At 73.2% G+C, this 18,362-nt stretch carries 17 protein-coding genes; 9 read left to right on the top strand and 8 right to left on the bottom strand.

What is annotated here, in order from left to right:
- The first annotated feature begins 53 nt into the window (after positions 1-53).
- The 3 genes from ACR68M_RS02985 (at position 54) to ACR68M_RS02975 (ending at position 2,474) form a co-directional block, all read left to right on the top strand.
- Positions 54-617, top strand: coding sequence for a cysteine dioxygenase (locus tag ACR68M_RS02985; RefSeq protein ID WP_441248800.1), 564 nt, complete (start codon positions 54-56; stop codon positions 615-617).
- A 7-nt stretch (positions 618-624) separates the two neighbouring features.
- The gene (locus tag ACR68M_RS02980) at positions 625-1,683 is read left to right on the top strand and encodes a YeiH family protein (RefSeq protein ID WP_441248799.1); all 1,059 of its coding nucleotides are present in this window, start codon (positions 625-627) and stop codon (positions 1,681-1,683) included.
- Between the two features lie 95 nt (positions 1,684-1,778).
- The gene (locus tag ACR68M_RS02975) at positions 1,779-2,474 is read left to right on the top strand and encodes a spermidine synthase (protein ID WP_441248798.1); all 696 of its coding nucleotides are present in this window, start codon (positions 1,779-1,781) and stop codon (positions 2,472-2,474) included.
- A 12-nt stretch (positions 2,475-2,486) separates the two neighbouring features.
- Here the strand turns inward: ACR68M_RS02975 and ACR68M_RS02970 are convergent, their stop codons facing one another.
- The 3 genes from ACR68M_RS02970 to ACR68M_RS02960 form a co-directional block, all read right to left on the bottom strand.
- Positions 2,487-4,736 carry a glycosyl hydrolase family 18 protein gene (locus tag ACR68M_RS02970; protein ID WP_441248797.1) on the bottom strand — a complete coding sequence of 750 codons (2,250 nt, stop codon included), beginning with the start codon at positions 4,734-4,736 and terminating at the stop codon, positions 2,487-2,489.
- A gap of 284 nt (positions 4,737-5,020) precedes the next feature.
- Complete coding sequence (locus ACR68M_RS02965) at positions 5,021-6,592, bottom strand: hypothetical protein (RefSeq protein WP_441248796.1); 1,572 nt, start codon at positions 6,590-6,592, stop codon at positions 5,021-5,023.
- Positions 6,593-6,719: 127 nt separating this feature from the next.
- Complete coding sequence (locus tag ACR68M_RS02960) at positions 6,720-7,517, bottom strand: TetR/AcrR family transcriptional regulator (RefSeq protein ID WP_441248795.1); 798 nt, start codon at positions 7,515-7,517, stop codon at positions 6,720-6,722.
- A gap of 89 nt (positions 7,518-7,606) precedes the next feature.
- On the opposite strand from ACR68M_RS02960, the gene ACR68M_RS02955 reads away from it, so the two are divergent.
- Both ACR68M_RS02955 and ACR68M_RS02950 read left to right on the top strand, forming a co-directional pair.
- On the top strand, positions 7,607-8,329 hold the full coding sequence (locus tag ACR68M_RS02955; protein WP_441248794.1) for a molybdopterin-dependent oxidoreductase: 723 nt from the start codon (positions 7,607-7,609) through the stop codon (positions 8,327-8,329).
- Positions 8,313-8,960 carry a cytochrome b/b6 domain-containing protein gene (locus ACR68M_RS02950; protein WP_441248793.1) on the top strand — a complete coding sequence of 216 codons (648 nt, stop codon included), beginning with the start codon at positions 8,313-8,315 and terminating at the stop codon, positions 8,958-8,960. The genes ACR68M_RS02955 and ACR68M_RS02950 overlap by 17 nt, the downstream gene beginning before the upstream one ends.
- Here ACR68M_RS02950 and ACR68M_RS02945 read toward each other — a convergent pair.
- A complete protein-coding gene (locus tag ACR68M_RS02945; RefSeq protein WP_441248792.1) occupies positions 8,933-9,439 on the bottom strand; it encodes an NUDIX hydrolase in 507 nt (168 codons plus the stop codon). The genes ACR68M_RS02950 and ACR68M_RS02945 overlap by 28 nt on opposite strands.
- A 95-nt stretch (positions 9,440-9,534) precedes the next feature.
- Between ACR68M_RS02945 and ACR68M_RS02940 the strand changes: the two genes are divergently transcribed.
- Entirely contained in the window at positions 9,535-10,752 is a 1,218-nt protein-coding gene (locus ACR68M_RS02940) for a serine hydrolase domain-containing protein (protein WP_441248791.1), read from the top strand.
- Positions 10,753-10,774: 22 nt separating this feature from the next.
- On the opposite strand, the gene ACR68M_RS02935 is transcribed toward ACR68M_RS02940, so the two are convergent.
- A complete protein-coding gene (locus ACR68M_RS02935) occupies positions 10,775-11,098 on the bottom strand; it encodes a nuclear transport factor 2 family protein (protein ID WP_441248790.1) in 324 nt (107 codons plus the stop codon).
- Positions 11,099-11,284: 186 nt separating this feature from the next.
- Between ACR68M_RS02935 and ACR68M_RS02930 the strand changes: the two genes are divergently transcribed.
- The gene (locus tag ACR68M_RS02930) at positions 11,285-11,716 is read left to right on the top strand and encodes a DUF6325 family protein (protein WP_441248789.1); all 432 of its coding nucleotides are present in this window, start codon (positions 11,285-11,287) and stop codon (positions 11,714-11,716) included.
- Positions 11,717-11,771: 55 nt separating this feature from the next.
- Positions 11,772-11,939 carry a hypothetical protein gene (locus tag ACR68M_RS02925; protein ID WP_441248788.1) on the top strand — a complete coding sequence of 56 codons (168 nt, stop codon included), beginning with the start codon at positions 11,772-11,774 and terminating at the stop codon, positions 11,937-11,939.
- An 80-nt stretch (positions 11,940-12,019) separates the two neighbouring features.
- On the opposite strand, the gene ACR68M_RS02920 is transcribed toward ACR68M_RS02925, so the two are convergent.
- The 3 genes from ACR68M_RS02920 to ACR68M_RS02910 form a co-directional block, all read right to left on the bottom strand.
- Positions 12,020-12,394, bottom strand: a complete 375-nt coding sequence (locus tag ACR68M_RS02920) for a DUF779 domain-containing protein (RefSeq protein WP_441248787.1) — start codon at positions 12,392-12,394, stop codon at positions 12,020-12,022.
- Position 12,395: 1 nt separating this feature from the next.
- Complete coding sequence (gene exaC / locus ACR68M_RS02915; protein WP_441248786.1) at positions 12,396-13,919, bottom strand: acetaldehyde dehydrogenase ExaC; 1,524 nt, start codon at positions 13,917-13,919, stop codon at positions 12,396-12,398.
- Positions 13,920-14,061: 142 nt separating this feature from the next.
- Complete coding sequence (locus ACR68M_RS02910; RefSeq protein WP_441248785.1) at positions 14,062-15,012, bottom strand: terpene synthase family protein; 951 nt, start codon at positions 15,010-15,012, stop codon at positions 14,062-14,064.
- 353 nt (positions 15,013-15,365) lie between these two features.
- Here ACR68M_RS02910 and ACR68M_RS02905 point away from each other — a divergent pair, with 353 nt between their 5' ends.
- Positions 15,366-18,347, top strand: a complete 2,982-nt coding sequence (locus ACR68M_RS02905; RefSeq protein ID WP_441248784.1) for an ATP-binding protein — start codon at positions 15,366-15,368, stop codon at positions 18,345-18,347.
- Positions 18,348-18,362: the final 15 nt, after the last annotated feature.

Below are 18,362 nucleotides of genomic sequence, written 5' to 3'. Positions count from 1 at the left end.
GGCGAAAGAACTGTCGTTGGACGTGATGGGCCGACCGGCCGGACGCTGACAACATGACAGAATCCGCGACCATCGGTGTCAGCTGCCTGACGGAGCGCATGCACAGCCTGATCGGCGAACTGCGCACCGTCGTCGACCGGGGCCTCGCGCCCGAGTTGACGGCCTATCTGGCGGCCGAGACACTCGCGCCCCACCTGGGCAGCGTCGACCTCCTCACCGAAGGCCAGCGGATCGGCCACCCCGACCGGTACCGCCAGCACCTCCTGCACGCCGAGGCCGACGGCAGCTTCTCGCTGGTCGCCCTGGTCTGGCTGCCCGGACAGGGCACCTCCATCCACGACCACCTCGCCTGGTGCAGCACCGGCGTCCACGAGGGCGAGGAGACCGAGCGCCGCTACCGCCTCGTCAGCGACGGCCGCGCCGCCCGGCTGGTCGCCGATGGCGAGATCCGCAACGGCCGGGGGGACGTCTGCGGCTTCGCCCCGCCCGGCGACATCCACAGCGTCCGCAACTCCGGCACCGGCACGGCGATCTCCCTGCACGTCTACGGCGCCGACATCGGCCGGCTCGGCAGCAGCGTCCGCCGGATCTACCAACTGCCCGCCGGGGAGTGCTGACCCGCCGATGGCACTGACCCTCCGGGCCGCCGCCCGCCCTGCCAAGGCCACCTCCGCCACCACCGCCCCCTCGGGCCTGCGCCGCGACGCGCCCGGCCTCGCGTTCGCCGCGCTCGGCGTCGCCGCCGCCTGGGCCGTCCACGCCGCCGTGCCCGCCGTGCCCCGGCTCACCGCCGCCGTGCTGCTCGGCGTCGCCGCCGCCCACCTGCCCGTCCTGCGCCCGCTGGTCAAGGGCGTCGCCCGCCCCGGGCTCTCGTTCGCAGGCAAGCGGCTGATGCGGGCCGGCGTCGTCCTGCTCGGCCTCAAACTCAGCCTGCACGACGTCGCCGGGCTCGGCTGGGCGACCGTCGCCATGGTGCTCGCCGTCGTCACCGCGACCTTCTTCGGCACGGTCTGGCTCGGCCGCCGCCTCGGCCTCCCAGGCGACCAGCCGCTGCTGATCGCCACCGGCTACTCGATCTGCGGCGCCTCCGCGATCGGCGCCGTCAGCCAGGCCGCCGGGAGCGAGGAGGAGGACATCGCCACCTCCGTAGCCCTCGTCACCCTCTGCGGCACCCTCGCCATCGCCGTCCTCCCGCTGCTCCACCAGCCGCTCGGGCTCGGCCCGGAGGCCTTCGGCCGCTGGGTCGGCGCGAGCGTCCACGACGTCGGCCAGGTCGTCGCCACCGCCCAGACCGGCGGACCCGCCGCCCTGCGGGAGGCCGTCCTGGTCAAGCTGATGCGGGTCACCCTGCTCGCGCCGCTCACCGCCGGGGTCGGCCTGGCCCTGGCCCGCCGCCGCAAGGCCGCCGGGAGCACCGCCGCCCGCCCGCCGCTGCTGCCGCTCTTCGTGGTCGGCTTCCTGCTGATGATCGTGCTGCGCAGCGTCGTCGACCTGCCCGCCGGAGCTCTCGACACCGCCCAGACCCTCCAGGAACTCCTGCTCGCCGCAGCCCTGTTCGGCCTCGGCAGTGCGGTCCACCTGCCGACCATGGCCCGCACCGGCGGCCGGGTGGCGGCCCTCGGCCTGGCCTCCTGGGTGGTCGTCGCGGGTGTCAGCTACGCGGGGGTCCTGCTCACCACCTGACGCGCCGACGGGCCCTCGGAAAATCCCTGGTGGCCGACGGCGAAACCTCTAAGCTGGGTCGGGTACGGCGGATCACCCAGCTCACGAGGTACGCGATGTCACTTCCCGACCAGCTCATCGACCGGGACAGCCTGGCCGCGCCCGTCACGCTCGACCGCCGGGAGGGCCCGTTCGGGGAGGTGGTGCTGCGCCGGCGCGGCGAGCACTACGAGATCATCGCCAACGGCTGCTTCCTGATGGACACCGCCGACGGTCGTTCGGAGCGGCTGCTCGTACAGGCCGCGCTGGACCAACTCTCCGTCGGGCGACCGGCGGTGCTGATCGGCGGGCTCGGGGTCGGCTTCTCGCTCGCGTACGCCGCCGCGGAGCCCCGGTGGGGGCGGATCGCGGTCGCCGAGCGGGAAGGGGCGATCATCGACTGGCATCGGGAGGGCCCGCTCGCGGCGTTCTCGGAGGGCGCGTTGGACGACCCCCGGGTCGTAGTGCTGCACACCGACCTGGTCGAGTACCTGGACACCGGCGCTGAGAGGTACGACGCGCTCTGCCTCGACATCGACAACGGCCCGGACTGGACGGTCACCGACTCGAACGCCGGGCTCTACGGCCCGGCCGGTCTCGCCGCAGCCCGGCGCAGGCTCAACCCCGGTGGGGTGCTGGCGGTCTGGAGTGCGCAGCCGTCCGCCGCCTTCGAGCAGGCGCTCCGCGCGGCGGGCTTCGCCGGCGTGCGGACGGTGGAGATCCCCGTCCTGCGCGGCGTGCCCGATGTGGTGCACCTGGCCCGCCGCGCCTGACGAACTCCGTTACTACTTCAGGCCGTTGTCCACGGCTGCCATCAACTCACCGTTGCTGGTGTCACCGTCGAACGACCAGACCATCGCACCCGCCAACCCCTGGGCTTTGATCCAGGCGGTCTTGCGGGCGATCTCGGTCGGGTCGTCGTAGGTGTAGAAGACCGAGCCGTTGTAGATGTACGAGTACCCGGCGACCGGGTCACGGTAGATGGTGTAACCGCCGCTCGCCGCCATGTCCTTGAGCTTGTGGTAGTCCTCGTACCCGTTCTCGTACGTGCCGGGTGCGGGGCCGGTGCCGGTCTGGAACAGGCCGTGCGTGCTGCCCGCCGGGACGCCCGTCCAGCCGCGTCCGTAGAACGGGATGCCGAGGGTGAGCTTGCTCTTCGGGGCGCCGCCGTTGACGTAGGCGTTGATGGCGATCTCGGAGCTGAACTTGAGCGGGCTCGGGTCTCCGGCAGGGAGCGAGATGGCCGACTGCTGGTTGGTCGTCGTCTCCCAGGCGCCGTGGTAGTCGTAGCCCTGAATGGTCGCGAAGTCGAACTGGCCGAACAGGCCGGGGATGTCGATGCCCGCCGAGATCTTGGCCGGGTCGGCCGGGAGGAAGGCGCTGAGCGTGTAGTGCTTGCCGTTGGCGGCGCCCAGGGCGTCCAGCTGGCGGCGGAACTCCTGTGCCAGGAGGGTGTAGTTGGCCTTGTCGGCGGGCTTGTAGATGTTGCCCAGGTGCCCGTCGGCGTTCGGCCACTCCCAGTCGAGGTCGATGCCGTCGAAGAGCCCGGCCGCCGTGCCTGCGCCGCCCCGGCCGTCGATCACCGGGAGGTTGCCCTTGAGGTACAGGTCGATGCAGGAGCTGACCATCGCCTTGCGGGACGCGTCGGTCGCGGCGGCGTCGGAGAACCACTTGCTGTAGGACCAACCCCCGATCGAGATCTGGACCTTGAGGTTCGGGTACTTGGCCTTGAGCTGCTTCAGCTGGTTGAAGTTGCCCGCGAGCGGCTGGTCCCAGGTGTCGGTGGAGCCGTTCACCGAGGAGCCGCCGTCCCAGCCCTTGCCGAAGTCCGCCCAGGCGTCACCGGCGCCGTCACCCGCGTTCGGGTCGGAGTCGTTCCCGGCCGCGTGGTTGGTGATGAAGCACTTCTTGCTGGTCGGATCGATGTTGGCGAAGGCGTAGTTGAGCGTGGTCAGCCGACCGGCGCTGCCGGAGGTGTCGAGCTGCTTCACGCTGTAGCCACGGGCGTAGATGCTCCACTGGGTGAAGTAGCCGATCTTCAGCCCACCGCCGGGGTTGGTGCCGCCGGTCTGCGTCCGAGCCGTCACGGCGCCGGAGGCGGGCGAGACGTTGCCCGCCGCGTCGCGGGCCTTCACGGTGAAGGTGTACGCGGTGTCGGCGGCCAGCCCGGAGACCGTCGCCGAGGTCGAACTCACCGTCGCGGCAAGGCCGGCGCCGTTGTAGACGTCGTAGGCCGTCACGCCGACGTTGTCGGTCGCGGCGGTCCAACCCAGCGACACCGACGTCGAGCTGGTGCCCGTCACGGTGGGGGTGCCGGGGGCCGTCGGCGGCTGGCTGTCCGGCGGTGGCGGCTGGACGGTCACCGAGACCGGCCCGCCCGGGGCCGAGCGGTTGCCCGCCGCGTCGAAGGCGACCACGGTGAAGCTGTAGGTGCCCGCAGGCAGCCCCGTCACGGTGGTGCTGGTGCCCGTGACGGTCGCGACCTTGCTGCTGCCGTTGAACACGTCGTACCCGGCCACCCCGACGTTGTCGGTGGAGGCAGTCCAGCTGAGGGCGGCCGAGCCGTTGCCCGCCGTCCCCGTCAGACCGCCCGGCGCGGTGGGCGCCTGGGTGTCGCCACCGCCGGTGCCGTCGCACGGCTTGCCGTTCAACTTGCAGTTGAGCAGCGGCGCGTAGGCACCCGAGTAGGCGATGTTGAAGCCGAAGTTGTACGAGGCGCCAGGGGCGATGGTGCTCTGCCAGGACGGGTTCTTCACCGTGACGTGCGAGGACGCCGTGGTGTAGGTGGCGTTCCAGAGCGAGGCCACGGAGTTGTTGGCCGGGAGGTCGAACTCCAGCGTCCAGCCGTTGATGGTGCTGCCGGTGCCGTTGTTGATGGTGTAGCTGCCGCCGTAACCGGAGCCCCAGTCCTGGTCCTTGGCGAAGGTGGCGGTGGCCGAGGCGGCGTGGGCGGCGCCCGGCAGGGCGACGGCCAGGAACGGGGCGATCAGTGCCCCTGCAGCGAGCAGGGGAAGGCGGATCCGACGTCTGCGCATGGTTTCTGAGCTCCTGTCCGGGAGCGTCCGGCCCGGCGGAAGCGGGCATGGAGGCTCCCCTACCTGTGGGGAGGTGTGCAGGTGCGGCTCGGCTGCCGCAGGGCAGCGCGGGGCAGAGGTCTCCGGGCCGTCGGGGTGCCACGGAGGTCTGTTGTCTTGGAGGGTAGGGATGTGACGGTGCGCTGGCAATAGGTCTGGACCACGCACAGCCAGAGACGCAGCCGGACATGCCGAGGGGGCGCGGCGAACCGCGCCCCCGGTGGGTCGGTCAGTCGGTCGGCCGGTCAGCCGAAGGGGTTGTGGGCGGGCGGAGCGGGCTGGGCCGGAGCCGCCGGAGCAGCGGGTGCGGCCGGGGCGGCGCTCTGGCCGAAGGGGTTGAAGTCGGCCGGGGGCACGTGGACCGGCGTGCTGCCCTCGCCGTCGGCGGTGGCCGTGGCGGCCGGTGCCGGTGGAGCGAAGGGGTTGAAGTCCGCCGGCGGGACGTGGACCGAGGTGCCCTTGGCGGCGCCCTCCGCCTCCGGCGCGGCGGCCTGGGCCGGCACCGGGAGGGACGGCGGCGCGAACGGGTTGAAGTCCGCCGGGGGCACCTGGACGCTCGTACCCTTCGGTTCCTCTGCAGGCTGCTGCTGCGGCGCGGGGGCGGCCACAGCCGGGGCCGGAGCCGGAGTCGGGGGAGCCATCGGCGGGGCGGCCGGAGCGGGCGGGGCCGCCTGCACCGGTGCCGCCTGCGCCGGGATCGGCGCGACCGGCGGCTCAGGCTGAAGAGGGGCGGCGGCCTGCTCGAGCGGGCGGCTGGTGGCGAGCACGCCGTCCCAGCCGAGCTGAAGGCTCGTCAGCAGCTCGGCGAACGCACCCGCGTACAGCTCCCAGTCCTCCGAGCGGACGGTGCCGAGCTGGGCGGTCAGCACCGTGCCGCCGTCCGGCAGCGGCAGGAAGGCCTGGGCGACCGAGGAGATCGCCCAGCGCCGCATGCCGTCCGGGCTGAACGCGGCGGGCAGCGGGGCCGTCCGGCCCTCCACCAGCACCACGGCGGGCCCGGCGGGCAGCAGGACGGTCCACACCTCGGCGTTGGGGCGGCTGTCCGCCAGCTGCGTGGCCAGCTCGGTGACGGGGGTGCGGTCGGCGGTCAGCGAGAGGACCAGCGAGGCGTGGCTCGGGCGGTCGCCGACGGTCAGGGCGGCGAGCCCGGCGAAGACCACCCCGGCCGCGTGCAGCGGCTCGGCCAGCACCGCGCTCAGCACGGCCCACTCCTTGCGGGCCTGCGCGTCGGCCCCGGCGAACAGCTCCTCGGCCGTCTCCGCGAGGTGGGTGGCCCGGTCGGCGCTGCTGCCCCGGGCGGAGAGCGGGTGGAAGACGGGCGGCACCACGAGGCGCACCTCGACCCCGGCGCCCGTCGCCAGCTCGTCCGCGACCAGGGTCTCCCGGTTGGAGGCGAGCGCGGCGAGCACGGCGGGGAAGGGCGGCCGCAGGCCGGGGTCGGAGCTCTCGGCCCGGACCGGCAGCTGGAAGTGCCCGGCCGTCAGACCGCCGGCCGCCCCGGCGTCGACGCCACGGACGGACCCGCCGCCGTAGCGGGCGAGCAGCGCCGCGGCGGTCTCCGCCCCGGCGCCCTGCTCGGCCGGCCGGGCGGTGCTGCCGTCGACGACCGTGCCGAGCCCACGCACCGTCAGCGCGCCGTGCCCGGTGCTGCTCAGCCGCAGGCCGAAGAGCGCGTCGGTGGCCGGGTGGTCGGCCCGGTGGAAGTCGGTGAGCGAGTCGACGGGGTAGTGCGAGGCCCGCCCGTCGAGCAGTGCCTCGGCCAGCACGTCGAGCGTGGCCCCGATCCGCTCCGCGCCCGCGAAGTCGTCCTGAGTCATGGTGCTGAGCCCCCCTCGCTCTAAAGCTCGTAAACGGTGAAACGCTGCCCATTTTCTATCAGACGGGCCTGACGCTCCGGCACCCTGCCCACGGGCGCCGGGCCGCTGGGGCGGCTCACTCCGCCGCTCACTCCGCCGCGAGCCCCGCGGCGAGCCGCCCCAGGGCGTCGGCCAGGCCCGGGACGCCGAGCAGCCCGGCCAGGTCGCGTACGAGCCGCCCGGTCGGCCCGTCGGGCTGCTCGGCGGTGAAGAAGTCGGCGAGTTCCAGCGCCAGGCCCGGCTCCCGGGCCGCCGTCACGGTGAGCGCGACGACGAACTCCTGCACCAGCTGCAACTGCAGCTCCTCGCGTGGCACGCTCCGCTCGCCCAGCCACTCCAACGAGGTGATCTCGGCGTTGGCGATCCACGCCCGCACCGTGCGCCGCACCCCGGCGCTCGGCTCGCGCAGCGCCAGGTGCAGCAGGATCTGCTCGTACGCGGCCCGCCGCACCTCGTCGATCACCGCCGTCGTCCCCGGGCTCGCCGCGACCGAGCCGCCGCGCAGCAGCGCCGCGAAGCCGGGCCCGTGGCTGTCCACGAAGTCCAGGTACCGGCCCATCACCCGGTGCAGCCGCTCGGAGAGCGCCCCCTCGGCCTTCTCCTCGAAGCGCCCCGCGAGCTCCTGCCCGGCCCGGCGCAGCGACTCCTCGTAGATCGCCTGCTTGCCGGGGAAGTAGTGGTAGACCAAGGGGCGGGAGGCCCCGGCGGCGGCGGCGATGTCGTCGATCGACACCTCCTCCGGCGGCCGTTGGGCGAAGAGGTCGAGGGCGACGGCGATCAGCTGCTCCCGGCGCTCGTCCACGCTCAGTCTGCGCCGCGGCGTCCGGCCGACGGGCCGCTGTTCGTCCTCGGACCGGTCCGCGACCGGTGGCGTACGGGAAGCCATGGCGGAAGCCTATCGGCGGAGTGTGACGAAAGTCTGACGTGGAGCCGCCGGCTCTGGCCATCGGGCCGCTGAGCTGGTCGAATCGAAGGGTGAGCAATTCTTCGGACGACGCCGAGCGGGCCCTCGGCACCCCCGTCGGGCGCCGGGTGGTGCTCGGCATGCTCGGGCTGGGGGCCGCCGGGGTGGCGGCCGGGCCCTACCTCCAGCGGGCCGTCGAGAGCGTGACGAGCAAGGACCCGACCGGCCTGAGCGGGCTGCTGCCGGGCGGTGGCGGATTCCGCTACTACTCGGTGGTCGGCTCGGTGCCGACCAGGACGGCGGCCGACTACACCCTCACCGTCGACGGCATGGTCGACCGCCCGGCGACGTACCGGCTGGCCGACCTCCAGGCGATGCGCCAGCAGCGGGTGGTGCACGACGTGCAGTGCGTGACGGGCTGGCGGGTGCCGAGCGTGCCGTTCGAGGGCGTGCCGCTCGCCGACCTGCTGACGGCCGCCGGGGTGCAGGACGGCGCGACGGCCGTCCGGTTCAGCTGCTTCGACGGCTCGTACACCGAGAGCCTCAGCCTCGACCAGGCCCGGCAGGCAGGCGTGCTCGTCGCGCTGAAGATGCAGGACGGGCAGATCGGCCACGCGCACGGCGGCCCGGTGCGGCTCTACGTCGCGCCGATGTACTTCTACAAGTCCGCGAAGTGGCTCTCCGGCATCACCCTCACCCCGACCGTGCAGCCCGGCTACTGGGAGCACTACGGCTACGACGTCGACGCCTGGGTCGGCCGATCGAACGGACGCGACGATGCCCCGACCGGCTGACCGCACCCGCATCCCCCGGTTCACCCCCGCCGAGCGGTGGGTGCACCGGGCCACCGCCGCCCTGATGCTCGTCTGCCTGGCGACGGCCGCCTGCCTGTACTACCCGCCGCTCTCCGAACTGGTCGGCCGCCGCCGACTCGTCACCGCCCTGCACGAGTGGTGCGGCCTCGCGCTGCCGGTGCCGCTGCTGCTCGGCCTGGCCTCCCGCGCGTTCCGCGCCGACCTGGCCCGCCTGAACCGCTTCGCCCCCTACGACCGGGAGTGGCTGCGCGCGGTGCGCCGCCGCTCGTACCGGCGCCCGGCGGGCAAGTTCAACGCGGGCCAGAAGCTGTACGCGGGCTGGATCGCCGGGGCGGTGCTGGTGATGACCGGCACCGGGCTGCTGATGTGGTTCACCCACCTCGCTCCGCTGGTCTGGCGCACGGGCGCGACCTTCGTCCACGACTGGCTGGCGCTCGCCGTCGCGATCGTGGTCGGCGGGCACGTCTGGATGGCCGTCAAGGACCCGGAGGCCCGCCGGGGCCTGCGGACCGGCAGCGTCGACCACCTCTGGGCCGCCCGCGAGCACCCCGACTGGGATCACGCCCGCGATCACGCCCGGGATCACAAGGCCGGGCGCAGCTCCAGATAGCGCCGGTACGCCTCGCGGCCGTCCGCGACGAACTCCCACTCCGTCAGCCGCTGCGCGAGCTCGTCCTCCGTCAGCCAGTCGTGCCAGGCGACCTCCTCGACCTGCGGCGAGACCGGGCCGTCCCAGGCCGCCTCGTACATGTCGCACCACCACGGCCCGTCGGCGTACAGGAACCTGAAGAGCGGCCTCGGCTCGATGCCGGTCACCCCGAGTTCCTCCTCCGCCTCCCGGACGGCCGCGCTCGCGTACGTCTCCCCGGCGCCGACCACGCCGCCGACGAAGCAGTCGTACGCGCCCGGGGCGAAGAGCTTGGTCTCCGTCCGGCGGTGGGTGAAGATCCGGCCCTGCGGGTCGCGGACCAGGATGAACACGCACCGGTGCGTCAGCCCGAGCCGGTACACCTCCCCCCGGACGGCCTGGCCGACCACCCGGTCCTGCTCGTCCACCACGTCCAGCAGCTCTTCGGCGGGGTTCGTCATGACGAAGAAGGTACCGAAGCCCGGTGCCGGATCGGCGCGGTACCGGCGCGCCGACTATCGTTCGGGATGGTTTTCGAACGACGGAGGGCAGCGCTGTGGTGGAGATCTGGGGCGAGACGGCGGCGGGCTTCGAGCCCGTCCGGGAGGCGTTCGCGCAGAACTTCCGCGACCACGGCGAACTCGGCGCCGCCTTCGCGCTCTACCTGGACGGCCGCAAGGTGGTCGACCTCTGGGGCGGCGACGCGCGGCCCGAGGTCGGCGGCCGGCCCGCCCCCGCCGTCGGCTGGACGGCCGACACCGCGCAGGTGCTGCGCTCCGTCACCAAGGGGCTCACGGCCACCGCCGCACTCCACCTCGCCCAGCAGGGCGGGCTCGACCTGGACGCGCCCGTCGCCTCGTACTGGCCCGAGTTCGCGGCGGCCGGCAAGGAGCGGGTGCCCGTCCGCTGGCTGCTCTCGCACCAGGCCGGGCTGCCCGTGCTGGACGTCCCGCTGCGGATCGAGGACGTCATCGCCTGGGAGCCCGCCGCGGCCGCCGTCGCCGCCCAGGCCCCCGCCTGGGAGCCCGGCACCGCACACGGCTACCACCCCTACACCTTCGGCTGGCTGGTCGGCGAGGTCGTCCGCCGCGCCAGCGGCCGCACCGTCGGCCAGTACTTCGCCGAGGAGATCGCCCGCCCGCTCGGCCTCGACCTCTGGATCGGCCTCCCCGCCGCAGCCCGCCCCCGGGTCGGCCGCCTGGTCGACCTGCCCGCCCCCGAGGCCGCCCACGCGGGCCCCAGCGGCCTGCGGCTGCGCCCCCGGCAGGCCGTCGTCGACGCCTACCAGAACCCGGCCTCGCTGACGGCCCGCGCCTTCGCCGCCGTCCGCCCCGCCGTCGACCTCAACGACCCGGCCGTCCAGGCCGTCGAGATCCCCGGCGCGGGTGGTATCGGCACCGCCCGCTCCGTCGCCCGCTTCTACGCCGCACTGATCGGCGCCGCCGACCGCCACGGCGGCAGCCCCGGCGAACTGCTGCCCCCGCTGCTCTCCGCCGAGCGGCTCCACGAAGCGGTCGGCCCGGCGGTCAGCGGCCCGGACCGCGTCCTGATCATCAACACCTCGTTCGGCCTCGGCTACTTCCGCCACGGCCCCACCTCCCCGATGTCCTCCCCGGCCGCCTTCGGCCACCCCGGCCGAGGCGGCTCCCTGGGCTTCGCCGACCCCGACCTGGGCCTCGGCTTCGGCTACGTCACCAACGGCATGCAGCCGGGCGTCACGGGCGACATCCGCTCCCGCACGCTGATCGCGGCGGTGCGGCGCTGCCTCGCCTAGCCGTGGGGGCACGGGTGCGAGGTCAGGCCTGGCCGGTGGCGAAGTGGGTGATCTTGTTGCCTGCGACGGTGAAGCGCCAGCGGGTCCGCATCTCGCCCCAGGTGTCGTTGCGGTAGTCGGCGACCAGGGTGCGGCCGGCGTCCGCCTCGGAGCGGACCTCCAGGTGGCCGTGCGAGGAGAAGATCTCGCGGTCGATCCACTGCTCAAGGTCACGTTCGGTGCCGTCGTCGGACATCGTGGCGTCGGGGGCGAGCAGGGCGAGGAAGGCGGCGCGGTCGTTGGCGTTGATCGCGGTGACGAGCGAGCGCACGGTCGGGTCCGAGAGCCGGTCGTTGGCGATGGTCATCGGTGGTGTCTCCTGGGTCGCGGGGTGGCCGGGAGCGGCCTCTCGCACCGTCGCACGGGCCCCCGGCCGCTGCACTCCGCGCTGCTCCGACCGGCCGTCGGGCTTACCGGGTCGCCGTGCGCCGGTGTGCTTAGATGCCCGATATAGGGCGATTAGCCGTCCTGTGACCCGGGAAGGAAGCCACCGATGGGGCCGGCCGAACTGCTCGTCCTGACGTTCCCGCAGGAGACCATCACCGTCGAGGCCGCGTCCGCGCTGGTCAAGCTGCGGACGGCGGGCGACATCCGGGTGATCGACTCGCTGGTGGTGACCCGGCACGCCGACGGCGAGGCCTCGTACGGGGAGCTCTCCGACTTCGAGCACCTCAGGGGTGTGGTGGTGGAGGGCAGCCACGCGCTGCCGCTGATCGGTCCGGAGGACGCGCAGGAGGCCGCCGAGCTGCTCGAACCCGGCACGGTCGCCCTGCTGGTGCTGATCGAGCACGTCTGGGCGGAGGCCGCGGCGGAGGCCCTGCGGTCGGTCGGCGGCCGGATCGCCTCCGGGGTCCGCATCCCGCCCGAGAACATCGAGGAGGCCGTCCGCGTCGCTCAGGCGCGCGTCGCGGCGGCCGGAAAGTGAGTGCGTGATGCGAGGACCGATGCGTCCGATCCGGCCGGTCGGAGCTGTCCGGCCGGTGGGCACTCCGCTGGTGCGGGGGCTGGTGGTCGGCGGCGCTGCGTACGCGGCGGGGCACGGCGAGCCGCCGCTCGGCGGTGTCGCCGGGGTGCTCGCCGAGCTGGTGCGGCGGGGGCTGCTGACGGAGGAGGAGTTCGCGTTGGCCACGTCGGGGCTGGGCGACTGAGCGGTGGTGCGGTCGAGAGGCGGGGAGCCGCGCGCTGCGGCTCCCCACCGTGGCTCCCCACCGTGGCTCCCCGCGGTGCCTCAGCGGCCGAGGATCGCCGACTCCTCGTCGGTGAGCAGGCGTGACCGGGTGAGGAAGCGCAGGCCGGTCGGGGTCTCCAGGGAGAAGCCGCCGCCCCGGCCGGGGACGACGTCGATGGTGAGGTGGGTGTGGGACCAGTAGGCGTACTGGTCCCGGGCCATCCAGACCGGGACGGGGGCCAGGCCGTCGATGTGCAGCTCGCCGAGCAGGTGGTCCGCCTCGGAGGTGAGGAACTCCCCGGCGGGGTAGCACATCGGGGCCGAGCCGTCGCAGCAGCCGCCGGACTGGTGGAACATCAGCGGGCCGTGCTCGGCCGAGAGGCGGCGCAGCAGCTCCGCCGCCTCGGCCGTCACGGCGACCTGGGAGGGCGGCATCCTAGAAGAACCCCAGCGCCTGCGGGGAGTAGCTGACCAGCAGGTTCTTGGTCTGCTGGTAGTCCTCCAGCATCATCTTGTGGTTCTCCCGGCCGATGCCGGAGTTCTTGTAGCCGCCGAACGCCGCCGCCGCCGGGTAAGCGTGGTAGCAGTTGGTCCAGACCCGGCCGGCCTGGATGGCCCGCCCCGCCCGGTAGGCGACGCTGCCGTCCCGGCTCCAGACGCCCGCGCCGAGGCCGTAGAGGGTGTCGTTGGCGATGTCGATGCCGTCGGCGAAGTCGTCGAAGCGGGTGACGGCGACGACCGGGCCGAAGATCTCCTCCTGGAAGATCCGCATCGAGTTGCTGCCCTCGAAGACCGTCGGTGCGACGTAGTAGCCGCCCGCCAACTCGCCGCCGAGGTCGACGCGTTCGCCGCCGACGAGCACCTTGGCGCCCTCGGCCTGGCCGATGTCGATGTAGGAGAGGATCTTCTCCAGCTGGTCGTTGCTGGCCTGCGCGCCGACCATGGTGTCGGTGTCGAGCGGGTTGCCCTGGCGCATCGCGCGGACGCGGGCGAGGCCGTCGCCGAGGAAGCGGTCGTAGATCGAGCTCTGGATCAGCGCGCGGCTGGGGCAGGTGCAGACCTCGCCCTGGTTCAGGGCGAACATGGCGAAGCCCTCAAGTGCCTTGTCGTAGAAGGCGTCCTGCTCGGCAGCGACGTCCGCGAAGAACAGGTTGGGGCTCTTGCCGCCGAGCTCCAGGCTGACCGGGATGAGGTTGGCGCTGGCGTACTGCATGATCAGGCGCCCGGTGGTGGTCTCACCGGTGAAGGCGATCTTGCCGATCCGGGGGCTGGCGGCGAGCGGCTTGCCGGCCTCAACGCCGAAGCCGTTGACGACGTTGACGACGCCCGGCGGGAGCAGGTCGGCGGTCAGCTCCATCAGCAGCAGGATGGAGGCCGGGGTCTGCTCGGCGGGCTTGAGCACCACCGCATTCCCGGCGGCGAGCGCCGGGGCGAGCTTCCAGATCGCCATCAGCAGTGGGAAGTTCCACGGGATGATCTGACCGACGACGCCGATCGGCTCGTGGAAGTGGTAGGCGACGGTGTCGTCGTCGATCTGGGAGAGGCCGCCCTCCTGGGCCCGCAGCGCACCGGCGAAGTAGCGCAGGTGGTCGACGGCCAGTGGGAGGTCGGCGGCGAGCGTCTCGCGGACGGGCTTGCCGTTCTCCCAACTCTCGGCGACGGCAAGCTGTTCGAGGTTCTCGGCCATCCGGTCGGCGAGGTTCAGCAGCACCTGCGCGCGCTCGGCGGGGGAGGTCCGACCCCAGGCGGGGGCGGCCGCGTGGGCGGCGTCGAGGGCCGCCTCGATGTCCTCGGCGGTGCCCCGGGCGACCTCGCAGAAGGTCTTGCCGGTGACCGGGGTCGGGTTCTCGAAGTACTGCCCCCGGACGGGTGGCGTCCAGCCGCCGGCTATCCAGTGTTCGTAGCGGGAGCGGTAGTTGACGATGCTGCCGGGCTGTCCGGGAGGCTGGTAGACCGTCATGCGCGGTGTCTCCTCAGTTGCAGGCTGTGAGCTGACACGTACGCAGCGCACCCTAGCCCCGACCGGCACGGTCCGCCATGGTGCGGGCCGGCCGGGGGTGCGGGGCTCGGCGGACGAGCAGGGCCCCGCACCCCCGGCCGGGCTACGCCGCGTGGTAGCGGCCCGTCCGCTCCTCCCAGTGGAGGTAGCCGGCCAGCCAGTTGGCGAGGCCGTCGGTGTAGCGGCGGGCGGCCTCGCGCTCTGCCTGGCTGAGCTCCAACCAGCGGTACACGTCGGGGAGTTCGGTGGACAGTTCGGCGAAGCGGTCGACCATCACCTGCGCCTCGTCGATCACCACCGCGCAGGCCTCCTCCACCGAGCAGGCCCGCTCGCGTTGGGCGATCAGCACCAGGTTGCAGACGTCCCCGCGCGGTGCCTCCAGCGGGTACGAGCGGACGTCGTTGGTCAGCGAGGGTATGTCGGCGGCGAGTTGGCGGAGCTGGCGGAGCACGGGGTGGTGCAGCACGGCCTGCGGCACCTCGAAGCGTCCGAGTCGTTCGATCATGTCGAAGACCGTCTCCATCGCCGCGGTGCCCCGCCGCAGCATCAGGTAGCCCTGACGGTCCGGCAGGCGGCCGGAGTTGCGCCCGGCGGCCTCTGCGGCGTGGCTGGCGAAGTACCACTCCCAGTCGTAGGCCGCGCGGGACTGCCAGCGGGCGGGCATGCCCTGGAGGCTGCGCCGCCAGATGTCGGCGAAGGCCCGCTCGACGGGTGAGTTGCCGTCGGGGCGGGCGCCGTGCAGGACGGCGCCGAGCCGCTCGCAGATCCGGGCGATCTGTTCGGGGCGGCGGCCGAGCGGCCCGTCGAACTGGTCGTCGAAGAGGAAGTAGAAGCCCAACAGGTCGGTGGCCAGCCCGAGATCGGCGGGGGAGCACTCGGGGTAGCTGAGGGCGGCGAGCTCGACGATCTCCCAGTGGGCGTACGCGGTCTCGCCGGTGGCGGCCGCCAGGTCGCGGTGGCGGTGCAGCCACTCCTGGTGGTGTGCGGCGGCTTGGGCTCGGTGGGGGCTGCGACGGTGGGGGAACGGAAGCTCAAGTGAGGTGTCGTCGGACATCGGACTCCCGGCGCTGCTGAAGGTGCGGTGTGTGCGTTTGGGCTGGTCTCCGTGGGGTGGTGTTCCGTGTACGGGGCAAAGATGATCTTTGGTCCTCGCCGGGGCGAAGAGTATCCGATCTGATCATCAGATGGCAGAGGTGTCAGGGCATTTGCCCGGGTTGCCGGGTCTGAACCCCCGTAGTGCTCCCCGGCCTGCGTGAATGCGCCCCAAGGGGGCGCGCGCAGCGCTAAGGTCGGCGGGGAATACCCCGAGAGCGGAACAGCCCTGGCGGAGGACGTGTCCGCGGGCACGCCGAGGGGCATGCCGCGAGGGCGGGCTCGAAGACGGAACGGCGAGGCGGAGGCGGGGCAGTGGCCGGACAGCAGGACGCGCTGCAGGGCGAGGGCGAGCACAGGCCGGGCGCACCCGCCGGCGGAGGGCAGCGGCTGCTCGAACGAGAGGCCGAACTCGCCTCCGTCGCACAGTCGCTGGCCAAGCTCTGCGACGAGTTCGAAGCGGGCGGCACCGAGATCGGTGAGCTGCTCACCTTCTCCGCGCCCGCCGGGCACGGCAAGACCTCGGTGCTCGACGAGGTCCGCCGGATGGCCGGGCTGCGGAAGAACTGCACCTTCCTCTCCGGCCGCGGCGGCGAGCGCCAGACCAAGGAACCCTTCCACGTCCTACGGCAGTTGCTGCTCCCGGTGCTCGGCAGCCTGACCGAGACCGAGCGTGCCGAGGTCTTCGGCGGCTGGTACAGCATCGTCGGCCCGGCGATCGGCCTCGTCCCGCCCTCCGGCGAGATGGAGCCGCTCGACCCGCAGGGCGTCCGGGACGGCCTCGACTACGTGCTCACCCAACTCGCCCCGCGCCGGGCACCGTTGGTGATGGTCGTCGACGACCTGCACTGGGCCGACCTGGAGTCCCTGGGCTGGATCGCCGACTTCGCCGGCCGCTCCCGCAACCTGCCCGTCCTGCTGGTCTTCGCCTACCGGGGCGACGAGATCCCCGAGGACGCCGTCGCCTTCCACCGGCAGATCGAGAGCCAGGCCACCCGCAAGCACACGCTGCGCATGCTCAACCCGGCCTCCGTCGCCGAACTCGTCAAGGACGCCCTCGGCGGCGAGGCGGAGGCGGCGTTCTGCCGACAGGTCTGGGCCGTCACCGCGGGCAACCCGTACGACACCGGCACGCTGCTGCGCGAGATCCGTGAGCAGTCACTCGCACCGGTCGAGGAGAACGCCCCGCAGCTGCACGACCTGGCCGCGTCCGCCAAGGGCATGGACCGGCAGTACTGGCTCGACAAGCTCGGCCCCAGCGTGCTGCGGTTCGCCTGGGCCGCCGCCCTGCTCGGCACCGACATCAAGCAGAGCATCGCCGCCAACATCTCCACCCACACCCCCGCCGAGGCGGACGAGGCCGTCCGCCAGCTCCGCCGCCACCGGGTGCTCACCACGAGCCCGAACGGACGGCTCGACTTCGTCCACTCGCTGATCGGCACCTCGATCTACCAGTCGATGCTCCCCGGCGTCCGCACCGGCATGCACGGCATGGCCGCCGCAGTGCTGGAGAACGCGGGCACCGGGCTGCTGGAGGCCTCCCGGCACCTGCTGGAGACCCACCCCGAGGGCAACGACGAGATCGTCCGCAAGCTGCGCAAGGCCGCCGTGGAACACCTGGCGATCGGCGCCCCCGAGGCCGCGTACCGGTGTCTGGAGCGCGCCCTCAACGAGCCGCCGGACGAGGACGACCGGGCGGAGGTGCTGTACGAGGCGGGCTGCGCCGCGCTGCTCACCGACCCGGCCGCGACCGTCAACCAGCTGCACCTCGCGCTCGAACTCGACGGCGGGCTCAGCCCCGAGCTGCGGATCGACGCGACCTTCCGGCTCTCCGAGGTGCTCGCCCACTCCGGCGATCTCTTCGCCGCGGCCGAGACCTGCCGCGAGGAGGCCGACCGCACGCCGCCCGGCCCCGGCAGGCTCAGGCTGCGGGCCTCGCAGCTGATGTGGCGCTTCTGGCAGCGGGACGAGGAGGACGGCCCCGGACGCTCGGTCAAGCTCCGAGAGATGTACGACAACCTGACCGGCGAAGAGGATGCGGCCCACGCCGTCCTCGCCCTCCTGGCCTGGGACCTCACCCTGCGCGGCAAGCCCGTGCACTCCGCGCTCGAACTCGTCGACCAGGCCCTGGTCAACGGCAAGCTGCCGCCCGAGCTGGGCTGGCGCGGCACCACCTGGGGCTTCGAACTGCCCGCCATCGTCGGCCTCACCTACGCCTACACCGACCAGCTCTCCCGCGCGGAGAAGCTGTTCTCCGACGCCATTCTCGAGTTCGAGGTCGCCGGGTGGAGCGGCGCGCACCTGGGCTTCGCCTACTTCCTGATGGGCCTGGTGCGCTTCCGGCGCGGCTTCCTCGCCGAGGCCGAGGACTTCCTCCGGCGCGGCCTGCGGCTCTCCGAGCGGATCGCCCCCGACCTCCCGCTCCAGTGGGACGTCGTCGGCGTGCTCGCCGACACCCTGCTGGCCAGGGGCCGGACGGAGGAGGCCTGGGAGCTGGCGGTCAAGTACCGCTTCGCGCCGCCCTTCCACCCCACCGCCATGGTGCTGCCCGACGCACCCACCCTCTACGGCAAGCTGCTGCTCGCCCGGGGCGACAACGCGGGCGCCATCGCCGCGCTCACCGAGGTCGGCGCGCAGCTGGACGCCCGGGGCAGGCGCAACACCGTCTGGGCGCCCTGGGCCTCCCACCTCGCCGTGGCGCTCGCCCCCACCCAGCCCGAGGAGGCCCGCCGGATCGCCGAGGACGCCGTCGCCCGCGCCCGCGAGTTCGGCACCGCCTCCGCGATCGGCACGGCCCTGCGCCTCCAGGCCGCCGTCTGGGAGGGCCCGCGCGTCGTCGAACTGCTGGAGGAGTCCGTCGGAGCCCTCACCCAGTCGCCCGCCGGGTACGAACTCGCCCACGCCCTGGTCGACCTGGGCGAGGCGCAGCGTCGCTCCGGCCGGCTGGAGGACGCCGCCGAGTACCTCTACCAGGGCATCGAGCTGGCCCAGCACTGCGGCGCCGACGGCCTGGTCTCGCGCGCCCGCCGCGAGCTGGCCACCTCGGGGGTGCACCCCAACCGCCTGCGGACCCTCAGCAAGGACGCACTGAGCCAGCCCGAGTGGGACGTCGCCAAGCTCGCCGTCGCGGGTGTGCCGCCGCAGCGGATCGCCGAGCAGCTCGGCGTCCAGCTGAGCCTGGTGCACCGACGGCTGGCCAACGTCCACCGCAAGGCCGGCACCGGCCCGGAGGGTCTGGCGGCGGCACTCGGCCTGCCCCAGCCCCGGGCGCTGCCCGAGTCCGACCAGCCGGAGTGACGGTCCGAAGGTCTG

Origin of the sequence: Kitasatospora sp. McL0602 (assembly GCF_052076145.1) — a bacterium.
GTDB lineage: Bacteria > Actinomycetota > Actinomycetes > Streptomycetales > Streptomycetaceae > Kitasatospora.
Note: the sequence above shows the minus strand (reverse complement) of the source record. Positions and strands in the feature narration are given on the sequence as shown.

Coding starts and splice junctions, on each gene's coding strand:
- ACR68M_RS02910 (WP_441248785.1), bottom strand. CDS start 15,012: ATGTCCGACGACACCTCACTTGAGCTTCCGTTCCCCCACCGTCGCAGC.
- ACR68M_RS02960 (WP_441248795.1), bottom strand. CDS start 7,517: ATGGCTTCCCGTACGCCACCGGTCGCGGACCGGTCCGAGGACGAACAG.
- ACR68M_RS02920 (WP_441248787.1), bottom strand. CDS start 12,394: ATGCCGCCCTCCCAGGTCGCCGTGACGGCCGAGGCGGCGGAGCTGCTG.
- ACR68M_RS02985 (WP_441248800.1), top strand. CDS start 54: ATGACAGAATCCGCGACCATCGGTGTCAGCTGCCTGACGGAGCGCATG.
- ACR68M_RS02950 (WP_441248793.1), top strand. CDS start 8,313: ATGCCCCGACCGGCTGACCGCACCCGCATCCCCCGGTTCACCCCCGCC.
- ACR68M_RS02930 (WP_441248789.1), top strand. CDS start 11,285: ATGGGGCCGGCCGAACTGCTCGTCCTGACGTTCCCGCAGGAGACCATC.
- ACR68M_RS02965 (WP_441248796.1), bottom strand. CDS start 6,592: ATGACTCAGGACGACTTCGCGGGCGCGGAGCGGATCGGGGCCACGCTC.
- ACR68M_RS02935 (WP_441248790.1), bottom strand. CDS start 11,098: ATGACCATCGCCAACGACCGGCTCTCGGACCCGACCGTGCGCTCGCTC.
- exaC (WP_441248786.1), bottom strand. CDS start 13,919: ATGACGGTCTACCAGCCTCCCGGACAGCCCGGCAGCATCGTCAACTAC.
- ACR68M_RS02945 (WP_441248792.1), bottom strand. CDS start 9,439: ATGACGAACCCCGCCGAAGAGCTGCTGGACGTGGTGGACGAGCAGGAC.
- ACR68M_RS02975 (WP_441248798.1), top strand. CDS start 1,779: ATGTCACTTCCCGACCAGCTCATCGACCGGGACAGCCTGGCCGCGCCC.
- ACR68M_RS02970 (WP_441248797.1), bottom strand. CDS start 4,736: ATGCGCAGACGTCGGATCCGCCTTCCCCTGCTCGCTGCAGGGGCACTG.
- ACR68M_RS02980 (WP_441248799.1), top strand. CDS start 625: ATGGCACTGACCCTCCGGGCCGCCGCCCGCCCTGCCAAGGCCACCTCC.